The sequence below is a fragment of the Stenotrophomonas sp. KH_052 genome (assembly GCF_057838755.1).
On record NZ_CM174475.1, the window covers coordinates 1,148,388 to 1,166,580 of the forward strand.

The window sequence follows — 18,193 nt, forward strand, 5'->3', positions numbered from 1 at the left end:
ATGCTCGACTGCCGTTCGCACAATGCCAGATCAGTCGAGCATGGCTCGACTCTACAGAACGCTTCCCCATTGAGGCACCGCCATGGAGTTCAGGGAATTACCCGCCGACGCACCGGAACGGCAGCAACTGGCGCAGTGGTATTACGCGGAATGGGGCCGGGACGCTGGCCTGTCGCTTGAACAGGAACTGCAACGGCTCAACCGGCCGCAGGATGCCGAGGGTCTCCCGCATCTGATTGCCGCCTTCGATGGCGACCAGGTGGTCGGCGCGGTGCAGTTGAAGCGCAGGGAGATGCCGGCATTCCCGCAGTACGAGCATTGGCTGGGCAGCGTGTTCGTGGCCGATAGTCATCGCGGGCGTGGGCTGGCTGGCGCGCTGGTCGAACAGGCCGCGGCGCAGGCGGTGCGGATGGGCGTTTCCGAACTGCACCTGCAGACCGAATCCCTGGATGGCGGTCTGTATACGCGGCTGGGCTGGAAGCCGCTGCAGGAAGCCGACAACCATGGTTGTCGCGTGCTGGTGATGGTGCGTTCCCTATAAGAAAAGTGTCATGGCGTGCCCGAGTTTTGGAGACTCCGGGCAACGGATGCTCAATCGCCCGCCAGGCCACCGGCCGTGAGGGCAGCATTGCGTCGTACTTCGTCACGCTCGATGTATCTCAGGAGATCCTGTTGGAGAATGCGCCTGCTGATTTCTGCAAGACGGTTATTCTCTGCATCTGACTTCCCGGGTGAGCTGGCTGAAAGCAGGAGCATGTTGGCGATGTGGGACGAGATTCTGGACTGAAGTTCAGCCTGCGACCTTGCCTCGCCATCCTCGTCGAACAACAGATGGATGGACATGGCGAGGTCGTCGCTGTACTGGTGTCTGAGGCTGGGCAGTCCGTGGGTGATGTGCCATGCCCCCAGAAGCGAGAACACAATGGCCACCAGGGAATGCGTTCCCAGCTGCAACCATATCTTCATGACTAATCTCCTAGCGCGGGCGGATCCATTCGCAGCGGTCCAGCTTTCCATTTACCGACCCGCATCGGAAGTAGCCGCCACTGAAGTTGTAGCGCACCTCGCGAGGCCAATCGCCCCTATCGACATCAATATCAATCTTTCCCCCGTTCTTGATGGTGTCTGATTCAGGCAAGGCTTGGCCAAGAACATCCTTTGCCGTGCCTTTGATCAGTCGCGCCGCCCCTCTGGCCATTGGATTGATCTGCCAGCAGGCGGTGTCGCCGTTGTCCATCAGCAGGCAGCCGCCAACACCTCTGCCGAAGAAATGCTCAAGCGACCTGAAAAGGGAGCCAACGAGGTTTCCATTTATCTGTCCATGCTGCCAGGCTGGATTGTTCGTCGTATGCGCGATTCGGATCGCATCGTCGACTGCCGGAATGAACTGGTTTGCGACATACACACTTGAAAAGTATCCACTGTCGTTCCTGGGTTTGATGAACACCCATTCCTTCGACATTCGGACAATTGCTTCGAGCTGAAGCCGTTCGCTGTCCGCCAAGCCCTGTGAGCTGCTGTCGAAGTCACCTTGTCCATGCCGTGACAGCACCGGCTGGCTCGGTAGGCGCCAGCCTGGAACGTTGATGTCAGCCGCGACTCCCGGATCACCTTGGGGAGCGGCCTGGTGGAAGCGTCTGGGAACCTCGCCAGGAGGAATGTAGTTGACGGTGACGTAGAGTGCTTGGGCGGTGTTGGGGTTGACCACGAGATAGACCTCCCAGCCACGTCGGAACCCATGAGCCATCTCGCCAGCGGATTCGTATTGCCAGGATTGAGTGCAATTGCCACAGGTGACTACCTGGACCGCGTGCGCCTCGAACGGGGAAAGCGCGGTGCCTGCCAGAATCAAGGTGGCTGCAGAGACCATTTTCACAAAGTGACTCCTTGGACGAGTGGGTGTACCCGTGGGCACACCCTCCTGATCCACGGTGTTCCCACTCATTCACCTTGCGCTTCGTGGCGACCGCCGCGTATCGGTATCCGCCGTGCGGTGCGTCAGAGATCCGAGGATCCTGGTGTAAGGCATCCAATCTGGCGGCGATGGGGCCATCTGCTGCACCCAAGGTCAGTGAGCGTTATTCTGGAAGCGGACTCCATCTTCTGGTGGCTGATAACGTGACCATGGCTGCACCCCATCATTCCCGCGCCGCGCTGATCTTCCTGATCGCGGCCATCGCCGCCGCGCTGGTGTCCATGCCCTTGCTGCGCGCGGTGGGCATTGTGCAGTGGCCGGTGTTTGTCATCGCCTGGCTGATCAACCTGGGCGCGGCCTGGCATCTGGCGCAGTGGGCGCGCCAGCAGGGCCGGTCGGCCTGGGCCTTCGGGTTGCCGGCGGCACTGGGTACCGTCGCCTCGATCGTGGTCTATGTACTGCTGGCGTTGCTGGGGCCGAAGGCGGCGGCGCGCTGAAGGCGCTGTGCCGAGCATGGCTCGGCACTACATGCGGCATGCGGAGCGCCGACGCAACCGCCGGCGCTCCATCACTTCACATCGTCACCTTGCGCCGGTTGTCATCGCTCACCCGGTCGATCAGCTTGTTGTACGGGTCGAAGCCTGCTTCGTCCGGCTTTTCGTCCACCGTCACCGTGATCTTCGGCGCGGCGCTGGTGATGTGGTGGCGCTGCAGGTACAGCACCTTCTGGTCGCGTTCCTTACCCGAAGGCCCATTGGCGAACACGCCGATCTCAACCCAGTCATCCATCGTGCCGTCGCTCTCCTTGCCCTTGCCATCGGCGTACTGCTTGGCCGCGTGCAGGTCCAGGGTTACGTCGTAGCGACCGTCATCGCGCTTGCGGGCGCTGGCGGTCATCACGCGGTTGTCGTAGAAACTGATCTTCTCGAACAGGTCGGTGACCAGCTGCTGGCGATCAGCTGGCGTTTCGGCACGGATATAGTCCAGCAGTTCGCGTGAGGTGGTATACGGCGGCTGCTGGTAGCCCTTGTCCTGCAGGAAGCGCTTCAGGGCGCGGTTCAGGGCTTGCTCGCCGATCTCCTCGCGCAGCCGGTAGAACACCAGCGAACCCTTCTGGTAGTGGATGTACTGCTGGTTTTCCACGCGCTCCAGCGGCTGCTCCTCGATGGCCTCGCCACCGCGTCCGGACAGGTAGCCGTCCAGCTCGCGCTTGAGGAACTGGCGCATGTGCTGGCGGCCGTACTCCTGCTCCATCACCATCAGCGCAGAGTACTGCGACAGCGACTCGGACAGGACCGTGGCGCCCTGCACATTGGCACCGATCACCTGGTGCGCCCACCACTGGTGTGCGATCTCGTGCGCGGTCACGTAGAACACGTAGTCCACCTTGTCCGGATCACGCAGGTCGGCGATGAAACCGATGGCCTCGGAGTAGGGGATGGTATTGGCGAACGACTGTGCGAAGCGCGCATAGCCCGGGAACTCGATGATGCGCACCTGGCGATGCTGGTACGGCGTGAAGTTCGCTTCGTAGTAGGCCAGCGACTTCTGCACCGCTTCGATCATCCGGTCCACGTTGTAGCCGTGCGCCGGATCGAAGTAGACCTCGATCGGGATGTCCTTGTACTTCGCCCTGCGCACCTCCCAGCGTGCCGACAGGTAGGCGTAGAAGTTCAGCATCGGGCGGTCCATCGCGTAGCTGAAGCAACGCCGGCCGTTCACCGTGGTCTCGTGCTGCAGGTAGCCCGGGGCCAGCGCCACCTGGTCCGGCGCGGTGCAGACCGTGGTGCGGAAGTCGAGCCAATCGGCATCGTTGGAGATGTAGGTGTTGGCACGCGCGGCTTCGTCTTCCAGCTTGGGCATGCGCCGCGGTTCGCCGAGGTCACGCTTGCGACGCTCGTTGCGGTCGCTGATCTCCGCACCTTCGTTGTAGCCGAAGGACGGCAGCACGCGGCTGTTGAAGAAGGTGCCGTTGTCGACGATGTTGCTTGGTGCCTGGCCGGCGGTGATGCCGTTGGGCCTCTGCACCACCCGGAAGTGGACGCTGCGGCTTTCACCCGGCTGCAGTGGCGTAGCCAGGCGGTAGATGCGGTAGCCAAGGTCGGCGTCGTGCATCGACAGGGTCTGTCCGCCCAGATCGGCGGCGACCAGCTGCTTGTCATCGCCCATCGACACATGCACCTCCTGGATCGGCACGGCATGCGTGTTGCGTACCGTCCAGTTCGCGTCGATCACCATCGACTGTGTTTCCGGGAACACGTCCACGCGGTTGTCCACCGCTACGATGCGTGGTTGCGGCAGGTTGCGGTACTTCGACAGTTCACGCTCGTAGCGGGCCTGCAGGTCCAGCTGCTGGTCGGGCGAGAGGAACTCGTTGCGGATGTTGGTGCTCCAGTACAGCCAGCCGCCCACACCGATGAAGGCCAGTGCCGCCAGCGCTGCAAAGGCGCCGGTCGGACCGCGCAGGCGACGACCGGCCAGGGCCAGGCGCTGGCGCAAGCCCTGGCTGACACCGCGTACCCAGAACGCCGAGGCCAGGCACATCAGGGTCAGCAGGAACAGCGCCCAGTAACCCTGGAAGGCCAGTTGCCCCGGCAGGAAGTGACCGTAGCCGTTCATGTCCGAATAGGGCGCGATGGGCCAGCTGCCGAAGTTGTACAGGTTCTGCGTGTAGTCCAGCAGGCCCAGAACACCCTGGCCGATCATCACCACGATCAGCAGCGCGTAGCCGACGAACTTGTTGTTGGTCAGCACCTGCAGCACCAGCGCCAGGCCGCCCATCAGGATGTAGACCACCGAATCCAGCGCCAGGCTGCGCAGGTACAGCAGCGGCTCCAGGTGGGTGTAGCCCTTGGTCAGCTGCACGCCCATCGCCGCCAGCGCGCCGGCCGCCTGGAAGCAGACGATCACCGCCAGCAGCGCGGTGAACTTGGCCAGCAGCGGCACCCAGTTCGGCACCGGCATGGCATCGGTCACCTCGTTGATGCGCGCGCTGCGTTCCTTCCAGACCAGTTCACCGGCGAAGAACAGCACGATGATCACCAGCAGCCAGCTGAAGGCACCCTGCAGGCCCATGATCATCTGCGAAGTGACCGGCCAGATCGAGGTGCCATACAGCGTCTGCCGGAACAGCGCGCTGGGCAGGAAGTTGGCCAGGCCCAGCACCAGCAGCACGATGAACGGCACGCTGCGCAGAACGCCGCGTGTATCGAAGCGGACCTGGCGCAGGAACTGCTGCCACGCCGTGGTGGTAGTGAACGCCGGCACCACGCGCGGCAGCGTTGCGCGGGTGGGGCGGACGGCGCCGGCATCGGCAACCGGTTGCGCCTGCCTGCGGCCCCAGCGCCGACGGCCACTGCCGCTGCGTTCGGTGCGGAACAGCGCGAAGGTGGCGGCGAACAGCGCGGCGGCCACGCCCAGCCACAGGGCGCGGTTGGCCAGCAGGTAGCCGGCCAGCTCGGGAATTCCGCTGTTGCGCTCGGCGGTGGACCAGTAGCGGATGGTGCGGCCCAGTGCGCGCATGCCCAGCGGTTCGCTCAGCACCGCGATCCAGGTGTTGTCGATGTCGCGCAGCAGGGCCGCGCTGGCACCGTACAGCACCAGGTAGGCCACCAGGCCGATGTAGACCCACAGGATCGAGCGCGTCAGCGCCGCCAGCAGCGACAGCAGCGCAGTGGTGAACAACAGGTTCGGAATGACGATGACCGCGAACGTCCAGGCATAGCCCTGCCAGCTGATCGGGCCCATGCGTTCGGGATCGACCCACGGCATGAACGGCGCCAGCCACAGGCCCAATGCAATCACCATGTAGACCAGCAAGCCGGCGGCCAGGGCGGCAGCGATGCGCCCTGCCAGGTAGTCGCGGCGCTTCACCGGGCTGGCGAAGATCAGCTCGGCGGTGCCCAGTTCGAAGTCACGCAGCAGCGCGTTGCTGACGAACAGGGCGCTGACCAGCATGCCGAGCAGGGTGAAGATGCCCAGCATCTGCGCGATCACGGTGGGCGCGTTGCTGTGCACGTTGCCGCTGCCACCACCGATCTGTACCGCATCGCTGGAGGCGGCCGCGAAGGCAAGCAGGGCGAACAGCGCGGCCAGCAGCCACAGCAGTGGAGAACGCAGCTGCTCGCGCAGCTCGAAGCGGAAGAAGTTGAGAATCATGGCGTGCTCCGCTCAGGCTGCCGCGCGGGCACGGGCCTGCAGGCGCAGGCGCTGGAAGTAGACGTCCTCGAGGTCGGGAGCCACCGCTGCGAAGCCGTCGCCGGGATCGTTGGCACTGTGCACGTGGATCACCGGGCGGCCTCCGACCAGACGGGTCGACAGCACCACGTAGCGCGCCTCGTGGTCGGCCAGTTCCGAAGGGTCGACCTGCTTGCGCCAGACCTGCTGCTGCAGGGCATCGATGGCTTCGGCGGGGCGGCCGGTCAGCAGCACCTGGCCCTTGTTCATGATCGCCATGGTGGGGCACAGGTCGGTCACGTCTTCGACGATGTGGGTGGACAGGATCACCGCCACGTTCTCGCCGATGGCCGCCAGCAGGTTGAGGAAGCGGTTGCGTTCCTCGGGGTCGAGGCCGGCGGTGGGCTCGTCGACGATCACCAGCCGCGGGTCACCGAGCAGTGCCTGGGCAATGCCGAAGCGCTGGCGCATGCCGCCCGAGTACGTGCCGAGCTTGCGCTTGCGTGCGTCCCACAGGTTCACCTGCTGCAGCAGGCCATCGACCACCTCGCGGCGCTGCGCGCGCTGGGTCAGGCCCTTGAGCACCGCGAAATGCTCCAGCAGGTCCAGTGCGCTGACCTTCGGGTACACGCCGAAATCCTGCGGCAGGTAACCCAGCCGGCGGCGCACCGCGTCCTTGTCGCGCAGCACGTCGATCGGTGCTTCGCCGGGAATGGTGAGGGTCGCCGAACCGCTGTCGGCCTCCTGCAGGGTGGACAGCGTGCGCATCAGCGACGACTTGCCAGCGCCGTTCGGGCCGAGCAGGCCGAACATGCCGCGCGGGATGTCCAGGCTGACATTGTTGAGCGCGTGCACGCCGTTGGCGTACGTCTTGGACAGTGAATCGATCTTCAGCATGCGACGTACACCTTTCCGTGTGTGATCGCGCTGTTTATCACCCGCAACTGGGCTGGCGTCATGCGCCGTTGGTCATGGTGCCGTGCGGGTAGCAGGTGAGGGCGCCCCACCGTTGAAGGCGCGACAGGGGCGGCTTCCAGTGCGTGGGGCTTCGCCAAGGCGGCAGGGGGCCAGCCTGTGAAGTCTTCCTGAATGCGTTGGGAAAGGTCGGCCGGATCACACAGGACGTCGACAGGGGCACCGATAGTCTTTGCGCCTCTCAGGGCCATTGCCATGCAGGCGTACATGCGGACTGTTACCGGAGTAGAGGGACTGGACAGCATTCTTGGTGGCGGACTTCCGCAGGCGCGGCTGTATCTGCTGGAAGGACCACCGGGTTCCGGCAAGACCACGTTGTCGCTTCAGTTCCTGCTGGAAGGCCTGCGGCGGGGCGAACGCTGCCTGTACATCACCTTGTCCGAGACCGCCGAGGAACTGCGCGAAGTCGCCGCTGCCCATGGCTGGTCGCTGGATGGCCTACACCTGTTCGAACTGGGATCGGCTGAAGGCGCAATGGGCAACGGTCGCCTGCAGTCGGTGCTGCATTCGTGGGAAATGGAGCTGGACGAGACGGTCAATCTGATCATGTCCAAGGTGGACAGCATTGGGCCCACCCGCGTGGTGTTCGATTCGTTGTCCGAACTGCGCCTGCTGGCCCAGGACTCTCTGCGCTACCGGCGCCAGATCCTTGCGTTGAAGCAGTTCTTCGCACCCAAGAGCGCTACGGTGATCCTGGTCGATGACCTGACCTCTACCGGCGAAGAGCGCGATGGGCAGTTGCACAGCCTGTGCCACGGCGTGCTGTCGCTGGAACGCCTGACCCTGGATTTTGGTCCGGCCCGGCGCCGCATGCAGGTGCAGAAGCTGCGCGGTGTGGATTTCATTGCGGGCTACCACGATATGGTGATCCGTCGTGGTGGGCTCGAGATTTTTCCCCGCTTGATCGCCTCCGAGCACCACGACCGGTTCGTGGGTTCGCCGGTGAGCAGTGGCGTCGACGAGATCGATCGCCTGCTGGGCGGGGGCCCCCTGCGCGGGACCTCGACCCTGTTGACCGGTCCCGCTGGCAGCGGCAAGACCAACGTCGCCCTGCAATACGTGTGGGCGGCCTGCGAACGTGGCGAACGCTGCTGCATCTTCGAGTTCGACGAGCGCATCGGCACCTTGCTGGCGCGTGCATCTGCGCTGGACATCGACCTTGACAAGCATCTGCACTCGGGCCTGCTGGAGATCCTGCAGATGGATCCGGCCGAGGTGTCGCCGGGTGAGTTCTCCTGGAACCTGCGCAAGGCGGTAGAGCAGCGCAACTGCAGTGTGCTGGTGATCGACAGCCTGAACGGCTATGTCACGGCAATGCCACAGGAAAAGCAGCTGATGCTGCAGCTGCACGAGATGTTGTCCTACCTCAACCAGAAGGGTGTAGCGACGTTCCTGATCAATCCGCAGCATGGCCTGGTGGGCACCATGTCCACTGGCAGTCTCAATGTGTCCTATATCGCCGATGCGGTGGTGCTGTTCCGGTTCTTCGAGGCCAAGGGGCGCATCCGCAAAGCCATTTCGGTGATCAAGAACCGCGGCGGTGCGCACGAGGACACCATCCGTGAGTTGAAGATCGACGGGCGTGGCATCACCGTCAGTGCGCCGTTGGCAGACTTCCAGGGCATCCTGACCGGAACACCCGAATTCGTGGGTGACAGCGCGGCGCTGCTGGGCCAGTCCGATGTCCGATAGCGGTGAGAGCCGCAAGGTTGTCCGCATCGTGGCGCCGTTTGGACGCGATGCCGACAGCATTGCGGCGGTACTGGAGGGGGCAGGGCTGGCAACGCGCATCGCGGGTAACCTGGAGGAACTGGCCGAGCATCTGGATGATCGCACCGGCCTGGTGGTGGTGACCCAGGAAGCGTTGGTGCGCGGCACCGATGGCATGCTGCCTGCCTTGCAGCAGCAACCGGCCTGGTCGGATATCCCGTTCATCCTGCTGCGCTCGGCGCGGTCGTACCGCCGTTCCACCCGTGAGGAACTGTTGCCAGTTGCGATCAACGTGGTGGAGATGGACCGGCCGCTTGGCAGCATGTCCCTGATCAGTGCTGTCCAGGGCGCACTGCGGGCCCGTGACAAGCAGTTCCTCGTGCGCGATCAGATGGCGGCATTGGCGGACGGGCGGGCCGCACTGGCCCGCAGTGAAACCGAGTTGCGCCTGATCGCCGATGCGATGCCGGTGCTGATCGCCTTCGTCGATCGTTCGATGTGCTTCCGTTTCGCCAACCGGGCCTATGAGTCCTGGTTCGATCTCGCCACCGGTGAGGTGATCGGCAGGCACGTTCGCGAAGTGATCGGCGAATCCGTATGGCAGCAGCGCAGGGCGGCGATGGAGCGCGCGCTGGATGGCCAAGCGGTGCTCTTCGAGATCACCTGGCCGCATCCACTACGCGGCCGGCGCGACTGCGAAGTGCGTTACTCGCCGCGCACCGACACCGACGGCCGGGTCGACGGATTCCACGTCTTCGTTACCGATATCACCGCCGCCAAGCTGGCCCTGAGCAACAGCCAGCAGCACGCACATGCACTGGAGGCCATGGTGGCCGAGCGCACGCGTGAGCTGGAAGCGCAGATGGCTGCACGCGAGGCCAGCGAGGCCGCCCTGCGGCAGTCGCAGAAGATGGAAGCGATCGGCCAGTTGACCGGTGGCATCGCGCACGATTTCAACAACATGCTGACTGGCATCCTGTCCGCGCTGGACATCGTGCGCCTGCGCCTGGAGATGGGCCGGGTGGATGATCTGGAGCGTTTCCTGGATACGGCCACCACCTCGGCGCAGCGTGCCGCCGCATTGACCCAGCGCCTGCTCGCGTTCTCGCGCAGGCAGTCGCTGGACGCGCGGCCGGTGGAGATCAACACGTTGCTGGTATCGGTGCAGCACCTGTTGCACAGCACGATCGGGGAGACGGTGCGGCTGCGTACCGAGACCTGTCCGGTGCCGCTGCACGCCACGCTGGATGCCAACCAGTTCGAAAGTGCGGTGCTGAACCTGGCCATCAATGCTCGCGACGCGATGCCTGATGGCGGCGAGCTGATCCTGCGCACTGCGGAAGCAGATGTGCATGCAGGCCAGTATCCGGCAGTGCCGGCAGGGCACTATGCGGTGGTGGCAGTCGCCGACACGGGCGCCGGCATGGCGCCGGAAGTCGTCGAGCGCGCATTCGAGCCTTTCTTCACCACCAAGCCCATCGGCAAGGGAACCGGGCTGGGCATGTCGATGGTGTATGGCTTCATGCAGCAGTCCGGTGGTCACATCGCGATCGAATCGCGCCTGGGTGAGGGCACCACCATTTCCCTGTTCATTCCACTGGTGGAGGCCGCGGCCAGCGAAACGGCGGCCGCTCCGGCCAAAGCCATCCGGCTCGGCGCTGGCCAGTCGATCCTGGTGGTCGAGGATGATGAGCAGGTACGCATGCTGGTCACGGTGGTGCTCGAGGACCTGGGGTACCAGGCCCAGGTGGTGGGCGATGCGGACGCCGCGCTTCCGATCCTGACTTCGGACCAGTGCATCGATCTGTTGATTACCGACGTCGGCCTGCCTGGGCTCAATGGCCGCCAGCTCGCCGAGATAGCCCGTCACTCGCGGCCGACTTTGCCAGTACTGTTCATGACCGGCTACGCGGAGAAGGCGCAGGAGCGCTCGTCCTTCCTCGATGCGGGCATGGCGATGATCGCCAAGCCGTTCCTGCTTGACGAGTTCAGTGCAGCGGTTCGCACCGCGATGCCTGAAACGGCAGGTGGCAATCCGTAGAGTCGGGCCTGCTCGACTGTTTTTGTGCAGAGCCGATCCATACTCGGCTGATCTTTCCCGATTGGAGTTGCATCCGCTGGTCGAGCAAGCTCGACACTACCCGCGCAGCGACGATTCCCGCACCACCAGCTTTACCGGGATGCTCTGGCTGTCCACAGCCTGCCGGCCGATCAGCGCCAGCAGGCGCTCCACCAGCAGCTGGCCGGCCTGCTTGGTGTCCTGCTGCACGGTGGTCAGCGCCGGGGATACCGACGCTGCCAGGGGGATGTCGTCGAAGCCGGTCACCGCCACGTCCTGCGGCACCCGCAGACCCGCTTCGCGCAGGGCCCGCATTGCGCCGATGGCGATCAAGTCGCTGGCCGCGCAGATCGCATCGACCGGCGCGTTGCGAGCCAGCAGCGCCTGGCAGGCTTCCTGGCCGGAGGCTTCGGTGGTGATCGCATCGTGCTGCAGCGCCGCCTCGGCAGCCAGGCCGTGTTCCCGCAGAGCCGCGACATGGCCACGGTAGCGTTCCTGGAATTCCGGGTAATGGCTGGAGGCATGGCCGAGGAAGGCGATGCGGCGGCAGCCCTGTTGCAGCAGGTGGGTGGTGATGTCATGCCCGCCCTGGAAGTTGTCGCTGCCGATCGACACGCCGGGCTGGCCGGGCAGGGCGGCGCCCCAGCGCACGAAGTGCGTGCCCTGTTCGACCAGCCGCTGCAGGCGGTCGCGCGATTCGTGGTAGTCGCCGTAGCCGAGCAGGATGATGCCGTCGGCCTTGTTGCTGTCCTCGTAATCGGCCTGCCAGTCGGTGGACAGCTGCTGGAACGAGACCAGCAGGTCCTGCCCATGCAGGGCGCAGGCGCGGGTGATCGAGCCCAGCATCGAATGGAAGAACGGGTTGATCAGCGAGTCGTCGTTGGTCGGGTCTTCGAAGAACAGCAGGGCCAGGGTTCCGGCGTTGCGCAGGCGCAGGCTGGAGGCGTTCTTGTCGACCTTGTAGTTCAGCTCGCGGGCGATGCGCAGGATGCGCTCCCGGGTCTCGGCGTTGACCATCGGGCTGCCTCGCAGGGCCCGCGACACGGTGGGCTGGGAGACCCCGGCCAGGTGGGCGATGTCCAGGGAGGTGGCTTTGCCTTTGATCGTCATGGGCACGCGGAAGGGGGCTGGGGAGAAGGTGCCCGGGCATGATGCCATGGGCAGGCGCGAATGCCTCTCCGGGCGACCGTCGGGGCTAAGGTAAGTCATTGCCGGACAAAGAAATCAGCTCAATCCTCCGGCGCGGCCGGGGTCTTCTGACCGGGCGGATGGCGGCGGCAATGCTAAGATGCATCGTTCTCGCATTCCCCCAAATTTCAACAGGGGCGGCCCAGCCTACTGCACCCCTGCCCGGGGCTGTGCTATCACTGGCGGTCTGCCCTTGGACAACGGACGAAGGTACCTATGGCGCGCGGCATCAACAAAGTCATCCTGGTCGGCAATCTCGGCAACGACCCGGACGTGAAGTACACCCAGGGTGGCATGGCGATCACCCGCATCAGCCTGGCCACCACCAGCGTCCGCAAGGACAAGGATGGCAACCAGCAGGAACGTACCGAATGGCACCGCGTGGTGTTCTTCGGCAAGCTCGGCGAAATCGCCGGCGAGTACCTGCGCAAGGGCAGCTCGGTGTATGTCGAAGGCAGCCTGCGCTACGACAAGTACACCGGTCAGGATGGCGTGGAGAAGTACTCCACCGACATCGTTGCCGATGAAATGCAGATGCTGGGCGGCCGTGGTGAAGGCGGCGGTGGTGGTGGTGGTGGTGGTGGCAATTACGGCGGCGGTGAGCGCCCGCAGCGCCAGCAGGCGCCGCGTCAGGAGTACGGCGGTGGCGGCGGTGGCGGTGGCGGTGGCCAGCGCGGCGGCCAGGGTGGTGGCTATGGCAACCAGGGCGGCAACCAGGGTGGCGGCTACGGCAACCAGGGCGGCAACCAGCGTCCGCAGCCGCAGCAGGCGCCGCCGATGGACGACTTCGCTGACGACGATATTCCGTTCTAGACCGGTCGCCTGCAGCAGAAAAGAAAGCCCCGCGATGCGGGGCTTTTCTTTTTTTGGAATCCCTTCGGAGTTGTGCTCCGCAGCATTGATTTTCGTGCACCGCGACTTGCAAACAGACAATTTCCTCCCCTATGGTGCAATCGATTGCATTGCTGTGAATCGTTGCGTTTGATACCGGTTGGGAGGCCGGCAGGTGGATGTCCATCCATTCGATCAGACCGGCCCCGGCGACGGGCCTCACGCGGCGCGATGCGCTGCGTCTCGCGATTGCCGGTGGCATTGGCCTGGGGGCTGCGGGCGTGCTTCCTGCATTCGCCGCCACTGCACCGCTCAAGGGCAACATGAAGCACTCTGTCGCCCGCTGGACCTTCCCGCAGCTGTCGGTCGCCCAGCTCTGCACGACGGCGAAGGACATCGGTTTTGCCGCGATCGACCTGGTCGGTCCGGAAGACTGGCCCACGCTGAAGGCGAATGGCGTATACAGCTCGATGTGCAACGGCGCGGAGCTCGGCCTCACCAAGGGCTTTGCCGGCCGTGAGTTCCACGATCAGCTGGTGGAGCGCTACACGCGGCACATCGATCTGGTCGCCGATGCCGGCTATCGCAACCTGATCTGCTTCTCCGGCAACCGCAACGGGATGGACCCGAAGGAAGGCCTGGCCAATGCCGAGGCCGGCCTCAAGCGCATCCTCGGGCACGCCGAGAAGCGCGGTGTGGTGCTGGTGATGGAGCTGTTGAACTCCAAGGTCGATCATCGTGACTACCTGTGCGATCACTCCGCATGGGGCGTGGAGCTGTGCCAGCGGCTCGGCTCGGACAACTTCGGCCTGCTCTACGACATCTACCACATGCAGATCATGGAGGGCGACATCATCGCCACCATCGGCAAGCATCACGCCTGCTTCAAGCATTACCACACCGCAGGCGTGCCCGGCCGGAACGAGATCGGAGACCAGCAGGAGCTCCACTATCCGGCCATCTGCCGCGCGATCCGCGACACCGGTTTCAAGGGATATCTGGCGCAGGAATTCATGCCTGCAGCGCCCGATCCCGTTGGCTCATTGCGCGAGGCAATCCGCCTCTGCGACGTCTGAAACGATATCCACCCAGGTGAGAAACCCATGGCAGATAATCACTACGACGCCATTGTTGTTGGCTCGGGAATCAGTGGCGGTTGGGCAGCGAAGGAGCTGACCGAAAAGGGCCTGAAGGTCCTGATGCTGGAACGCGGACGCAACATCGAGCACGTCAAGGACTACGTCAACGCGATGAAGGAGGCGTGGGACTTCCCGCATCGCAACCGCCCCACCCAGGCAATGAAGGCCGACTTCCCGGTGCTGATGCGCGACTATGGCCTGGCCGAGAACCTGGAAGGGATGTGGGTCAACGAACAGGACTCGCCCTACGTCGAGACCAAGCGCTTCGATTGGTTCCGCGGCTATCACGTCGGCGGCCGCTCATTGTTGTGGGGCCGGCAGAGCTATCGCTTCTCCGACCTGGACTTCGAGGCGAATCTCAAGGACGGCATCGCAGCCGATTGGCCCATCCGCTACGCCGATATCGCGCCGTGGTACGACCATGTGGAGAAATTCGCAGGTATCGCTGGTACGCGCGAAGGGCTGGACGTGTTGCCGGATGGTGAGTTCCTGCCGCCTATCCCATTGAACATCGTCGAGAAGGACGTGGCCGCACGGATCAAAAAGGCGTTCGGCGGCACCCGGCACATGATCCACTCGCGCACCGCCAACATCACAAAGCCCATGCCCGAACAGGGCCGCGTCAACTGCCAGTACCGCAACAAGTGCATCCTGGGTTGCCCCTTCGGCGCTTATTTTTCCACCCAGGCAGCGACACTGCCGGCGGCGATGAAGACAGGCAACCTGACCTTGCGGCCGTTCTCGATCGTCAAGGAAGTGCTCTACGACAAGGACCGCAAGCGTGCCCGCGGCGTGGAGGTGATCGACGCCGAGACCGGCCAGACCTACCAGTACACGGCCAAGGTCATCTTCCTCAACGCATCGTCGTTCAACTCGACGTGGCTGTTGATGAACTCGGCCACCGATGTCTGGGACGGCGGGCTGGGCTCCTCGTCGGGCGAGTTGGGGCACAACGTGATGGACCATCATTTCGGTGCGGGTGCCTCCGGCCGCGTCGAGGGCTACGAAGACAAGTATTACTTCGGGCGTCGCCCCTGCGGCTTCTACATTCCGCGGTTCCGCAACGTCGCGGCTGACAAACGCGGTTACCTGCGCGGGTTCGGCTACCAGGGCGGCGCAAGCCGCACCGGCTGGTCGCGCGAGATCGCCGAGCTCAACATCGGTGCCGACCTGAAGGAGGCGCTGACCGTGCCGGGCGACTGGCGTATCGGCATGACCGGCTTCGGTGAAATGCTGCCGCACCACGACAATACGATCCGCCTGGACCACGACCGCAAGGACAAGTGGGGGTTGCCGGTGCTGGCGATGGACGTTGCCATGCGCGCCAACGAACTGGCGATGCGCAAGGACATGGCCGCCGATGCCGCAGAGATGCTGGAGGCGGCCGGCGTCAAGGACGTGAAGATGCACGACAACGACTATGCCCCGGGCAAGGGCATCCACGAGATGGGGACCGCGCGCATGGGACGTGATCGGAAAAGTTCGGTGCTGAACCAGCACAACCAGGTATGGGATGCGCCCAACGTGTATGTCACCGACGGTGCCTGCATGACCTCCAGCGCCTGCGTGAATCCTTCGCTGACCTACATGGCGCTGACGGCCCGGGCCGCCGACCATGCGGTGCGCGAACTGAAAGCGGGGAACCTCTGATGGATCGCCGCGAACTGCTGAAAATGATCGTCGCCGCCACGGGGGCGGCCATGGTCGGCCTGCCTGCGCTCGTGCAAGGGCAGGCGCCGGCCGCCGCTGCAAAGCTCCATTTCTCCGACGCCGATGTCGGAACGCTGGACGAGATCGCCGAGACCATCCTGCCGCGGACCCGGACACCAGGCGCAAAGGATGCCGGCGCCGGCCTGTTCATGGCGACGTTCGTCAGCGACTGCTATACCGCTCGGCAGCAGGCGACGTTCCGCGCCGGCCTGGCCGACATCGACAAACGCGCCGGTGGCCGCTTCGTGTCGCTCACACCGGAAGCCCGCACCGAATTGCTGCGCACGCTCGATGCAGAGGCCAAGGCACGTCATGCCGATGTGACCGAAACCGGTACGCCTGAAGAGGGCGAGGCAATGCCACACTACTTCACGATGCTCAAGCAGCTGGCCATCTTCGGCTTCTTCACCTCCAAAGTCGGCGCGACCGGGGTGCTGCAGTACGTTGCCGTGCCGGGGCGCTACGACGGCGATCTCGCCTATGTTCCCGGCACGCCCGCGTGGGGGACCAGCTGATGGAGCGCAACAGGATGATCAAGCCTCTGCTGATCGCGGCTGCCGTGCTGGTTGCCGCACCTGCGTTCGCGCAGGCCGCTGCCGACCCTGCACGCGATCCGAAGAAGACCGAGGTGTGGACGCCGGTGCCCGCGACCGTGGCCACGCCGCCAGGCAAGGCACCGTCCGATGCAATCGTGCTGTTCGATGGCAAGGATGTCTCCGCGTGGGAGTCGGAGCAGGGCGGACGCGTGCCCTGGAAGATTGCCGATGGCGCCATGACCGTCGTGCCGGGCAGCAAAGGCATCCGCACCAGGCAACGCTTCTGCGACGTCCAGCTGCATGTCGAGTGGCGCACACCCACCGACACCAAGGGCTTCGAGGGCCAGAACCGGGGCAACAGCGGCATCTTCCTGCAGGAACTGTATGAGCTGCAGGTGCTCGACAGTTACAACAACCCGACCTATGCCAATGGCCAGGCGGGTTCCATCTACAAACAGGCGATGCCGTTGGTGAACGCCGCGCGCGCACCGGGCGAGTGGCAGGCCTACGACATCCTCTGGAAGGCACCGCGCTTCTCGCAGGGCGGTGGGCTTGTGTCGCCCGCGCGCATCACGGTGCTGCACAACGGCGTGCTGGTGCAGGACGACACTGTGCTGGCCGGCAAGACCGAATACATCGGTGCGCCTTCCTACGCGCCCCATGGGTGTGCGCCGCTCTACCTGCAGGAGCACGACTCCAAGGTCAGCTACCGCAACATCTGGGTGCGCGAGCTGTAGTGGCACACGGCCGGCGTGGTCGCCGGCCGCTTACTTCGCCAGATAACTGGCGATGTCATCGATTTCCTGCTGCGACAGCTGGGAGAAGGGTGGCATCAAGCCTCCGCCCTTCCTGATCTTGTCCTTGATCTGCGCAGGTTGCAGTCGCTTGCTGAGATCGGTGAGCGCCGGAAACGCGCCCGGCATGCCCGCACGATCCGCACCATGGCAGGCCACGCAGTTCGCGGTGTAGAGCTTTGCACCGGCGGCCGGGTCGTCCTTGCACCATGCTGCTGTCGCAACGCTCATGCCGCCCAGGGCCACGGCCATTGCCAGGATCATTTTCATGTGGGGCTCCTTGATGCGTCAGCGCTGCGCACGGACGGGCACGTTGGCGGGCAGGTGTTCACGCAGGTAATCCGCGCCGGTCTGGATGACCTTGGCCGGATCGCGTGGCTGGTCGTGCTCGATGATGTACCAGTGCACGCCAGCGGCCGCAGCAGCAGGCAGGATCGCGTTCCAGTCCTGCACGCCCTGGCCCACCGCAGCGAATCCACCTTCGTCTTCGGCCTGGCCCTTTGGCGCATTGTCCTTGGCATGCACGGCGAACATGTGGCCGCGGAATTTCCCCAGCATCAGTGCCGGGTCCAGGCCCGCACGCACGACCCAGGCCAGGTCCAGCTCGGTCTGCAGGTCGGGGCCGGCGGCGGCGAACAGCAGTTCCAGGCCCGTCCTGCCGTTGAAGTCGACCAGCTCGAAGTCGTGGTTGTGGTAGGCCAGGCGCATGCCCTTGGCCCGCACCTGCCTGGCGATGCTGCCCAGTTCCTGGCCCAGCGCGGTCCAGCCTGCGGCGTCGGTCGGGCGATCCTTCTTGTCCAGGTACGGCACCACCAGCGTCGTGTTGTCGATTGATCGGTTGAAGGCGACCACACCGTCCAGGTTGCTGCGCAAGTCGGCCAATGGCACGTGCGATGAGATCGCCTTGATCGAATATCGGTCCAGCAGCTGCTTGAGTTCCGTCGCGCTGGTGTTCTGGGTGCCGACCGTTTCCACCGCGTGCACGCCCGCGTCGTGGACGATCTTCAACTGCTGGTCGAGTGAGCCGGCGTTGCGCAGGGTGTACATCTGCACCGCGATCGGTTTCTGCGTGCTGGCGGCGTCGCCTGCGAAGGCGGGCAGGGCAGTGAGCAGCAGGACGAGACTTGCAGTTCTACGGACAAGGGTTTTCATCTACAGAT

At 64.5% G+C, this 18,193-nt stretch carries 16 protein-coding genes; 9 read left to right on the forward strand and 7 right to left on the reverse strand.

The window, feature by feature from the left end; genetic code table 11:
- The first annotated feature begins 82 nt into the window (after window positions 1-82).
- Window positions 83-541: a GNAT family N-acetyltransferase gene (locus AC3ITW_RS05220; protein ID WP_004147717.1), complete on the forward strand. Its 459-nt coding sequence runs from the start codon at window positions 83-85 to the stop codon at window positions 539-541.
- 50 nt (window positions 542-591) lie between these two features.
- Here AC3ITW_RS05220 and AC3ITW_RS05225 read toward each other — a convergent pair whose 3' ends face one another.
- Complete coding sequence (locus AC3ITW_RS05225; RefSeq protein WP_012510344.1) at window positions 592-966, reverse strand: hypothetical protein; 375 nt, start codon at window positions 964-966, stop codon at window positions 592-594.
- A gap of 10 nt (window positions 967-976) precedes the next feature.
- Window positions 977-1,876, reverse strand: a complete 900-nt coding sequence (locus tag AC3ITW_RS05230) for a hypothetical protein (RefSeq protein ID WP_012510345.1) — start codon at window positions 1,874-1,876, stop codon at window positions 977-979.
- Window positions 1,877-2,124: 248 nt separating this feature from the next.
- Between AC3ITW_RS05230 and AC3ITW_RS05235 the strand changes: the two genes are divergently transcribed.
- Window positions 2,125-2,412: a hypothetical protein gene (locus AC3ITW_RS05235; RefSeq protein WP_032969190.1), complete on the forward strand. Its 288-nt coding sequence runs from the start codon at window positions 2,125-2,127 to the stop codon at window positions 2,410-2,412.
- 76 nt (window positions 2,413-2,488) lie between these two features.
- On the opposite strand, the gene AC3ITW_RS05240 is transcribed toward AC3ITW_RS05235, so the two are convergent.
- Window positions 2,489-6,073 (reverse strand): ABC transporter permease/M1 family aminopeptidase, encoded by a 3,585-nt coding sequence (locus AC3ITW_RS05240; RefSeq protein ID WP_489390122.1) that lies wholly within the window; start codon window positions 6,071-6,073, stop codon window positions 2,489-2,491.
- Window positions 6,074-6,085: 12 nt separating this feature from the next.
- Window positions 6,086-6,988 carry an ABC transporter ATP-binding protein gene (locus AC3ITW_RS05245; protein WP_100434194.1) on the reverse strand — a complete coding sequence of 301 codons (903 nt, stop codon included), beginning with the start codon at window positions 6,986-6,988 and terminating at the stop codon, window positions 6,086-6,088.
- Between the two features lie 273 nt (window positions 6,989-7,261).
- On the opposite strand from AC3ITW_RS05245, the gene AC3ITW_RS05250 reads away from it, so the two are divergent.
- Window positions 7,262-8,758 (forward strand): ATPase domain-containing protein, encoded by a 1,497-nt coding sequence (locus AC3ITW_RS05250; RefSeq protein ID WP_004147724.1) that lies wholly within the window; start codon window positions 7,262-7,264, stop codon window positions 8,756-8,758.
- Window positions 8,748-10,817, forward strand: a complete 2,070-nt coding sequence (locus tag AC3ITW_RS05255; RefSeq protein WP_489390123.1) for a PAS domain-containing protein — start codon at window positions 8,748-8,750, stop codon at window positions 10,815-10,817. The genes AC3ITW_RS05250 and AC3ITW_RS05255 overlap by 11 nt, the downstream gene beginning before the upstream one ends.
- A gap of 96 nt (window positions 10,818-10,913) precedes the next feature.
- Here AC3ITW_RS05255 and AC3ITW_RS05260 read toward each other — a convergent pair whose 3' ends face one another.
- Window positions 10,914-11,945 (reverse strand): LacI family DNA-binding transcriptional regulator, encoded by a 1,032-nt coding sequence (locus tag AC3ITW_RS05260; protein ID WP_100434195.1) that lies wholly within the window; start codon window positions 11,943-11,945, stop codon window positions 10,914-10,916.
- Between the two features lie 294 nt (window positions 11,946-12,239).
- On the opposite strand from AC3ITW_RS05260, the gene ssb reads away from it, so the two are divergent.
- The 5 genes from ssb to AC3ITW_RS05285 all read left to right on the forward strand — a co-directional run bounded on the left by ssb (window position 12,240) and on the right by AC3ITW_RS05285 (window position 16,976).
- Window positions 12,240-12,836 (forward strand): single-stranded DNA-binding protein, encoded by a 597-nt coding sequence (gene ssb, locus AC3ITW_RS05265; protein ID WP_489390124.1) that lies wholly within the window; start codon window positions 12,240-12,242, stop codon window positions 12,834-12,836.
- A 197-nt stretch (window positions 12,837-13,033) separates the two neighbouring features.
- The gene (locus AC3ITW_RS05270) at window positions 13,034-13,930 is read left to right on the forward strand and encodes a hydroxypyruvate isomerase family protein (RefSeq protein ID WP_202908173.1); all 897 of its coding nucleotides are present in this window, start codon (window positions 13,034-13,036) and stop codon (window positions 13,928-13,930) included.
- Between the two features lie 27 nt (window positions 13,931-13,957).
- Window positions 13,958-15,643 carry a GMC oxidoreductase gene (locus AC3ITW_RS05275; protein WP_100434197.1) on the forward strand — a complete coding sequence of 562 codons (1,686 nt, stop codon included), beginning with the start codon at window positions 13,958-13,960 and terminating at the stop codon, window positions 15,641-15,643.
- Entirely contained in the window at window positions 15,643-16,218 is a 576-nt protein-coding gene (locus tag AC3ITW_RS05280) for a gluconate 2-dehydrogenase subunit 3 family protein (RefSeq protein ID WP_065722523.1), read from the forward strand. The genes AC3ITW_RS05275 and AC3ITW_RS05280 overlap by 1 nt, the downstream gene beginning before the upstream one ends.
- A 14-nt stretch (window positions 16,219-16,232) precedes the next feature.
- Window positions 16,233-16,976, forward strand: coding sequence for a 3-keto-disaccharide hydrolase (locus tag AC3ITW_RS05285; RefSeq protein ID WP_238378219.1), 744 nt, complete (start codon window positions 16,233-16,235; stop codon window positions 16,974-16,976).
- A 30-nt stretch (window positions 16,977-17,006) separates the two neighbouring features.
- Here the strand turns inward: AC3ITW_RS05285 and AC3ITW_RS05290 are convergent, their stop codons facing one another.
- Together AC3ITW_RS05290 and AC3ITW_RS05295 are read right to left on the reverse strand one after the other, a co-directional pair.
- Window positions 17,007-17,303, reverse strand: a complete 297-nt coding sequence (locus AC3ITW_RS05290) for a c-type cytochrome (RefSeq protein ID WP_012510362.1) — start codon at window positions 17,301-17,303, stop codon at window positions 17,007-17,009.
- An 18-nt stretch (window positions 17,304-17,321) separates the two neighbouring features.
- On the reverse strand, window positions 17,322-18,185 hold the full coding sequence (locus tag AC3ITW_RS05295) for a sugar phosphate isomerase/epimerase family protein (RefSeq protein WP_100467955.1): 864 nt from the start codon (window positions 18,183-18,185) through the stop codon (window positions 17,322-17,324).
- Window positions 18,186-18,193 lie beyond the last annotated feature (8 nt).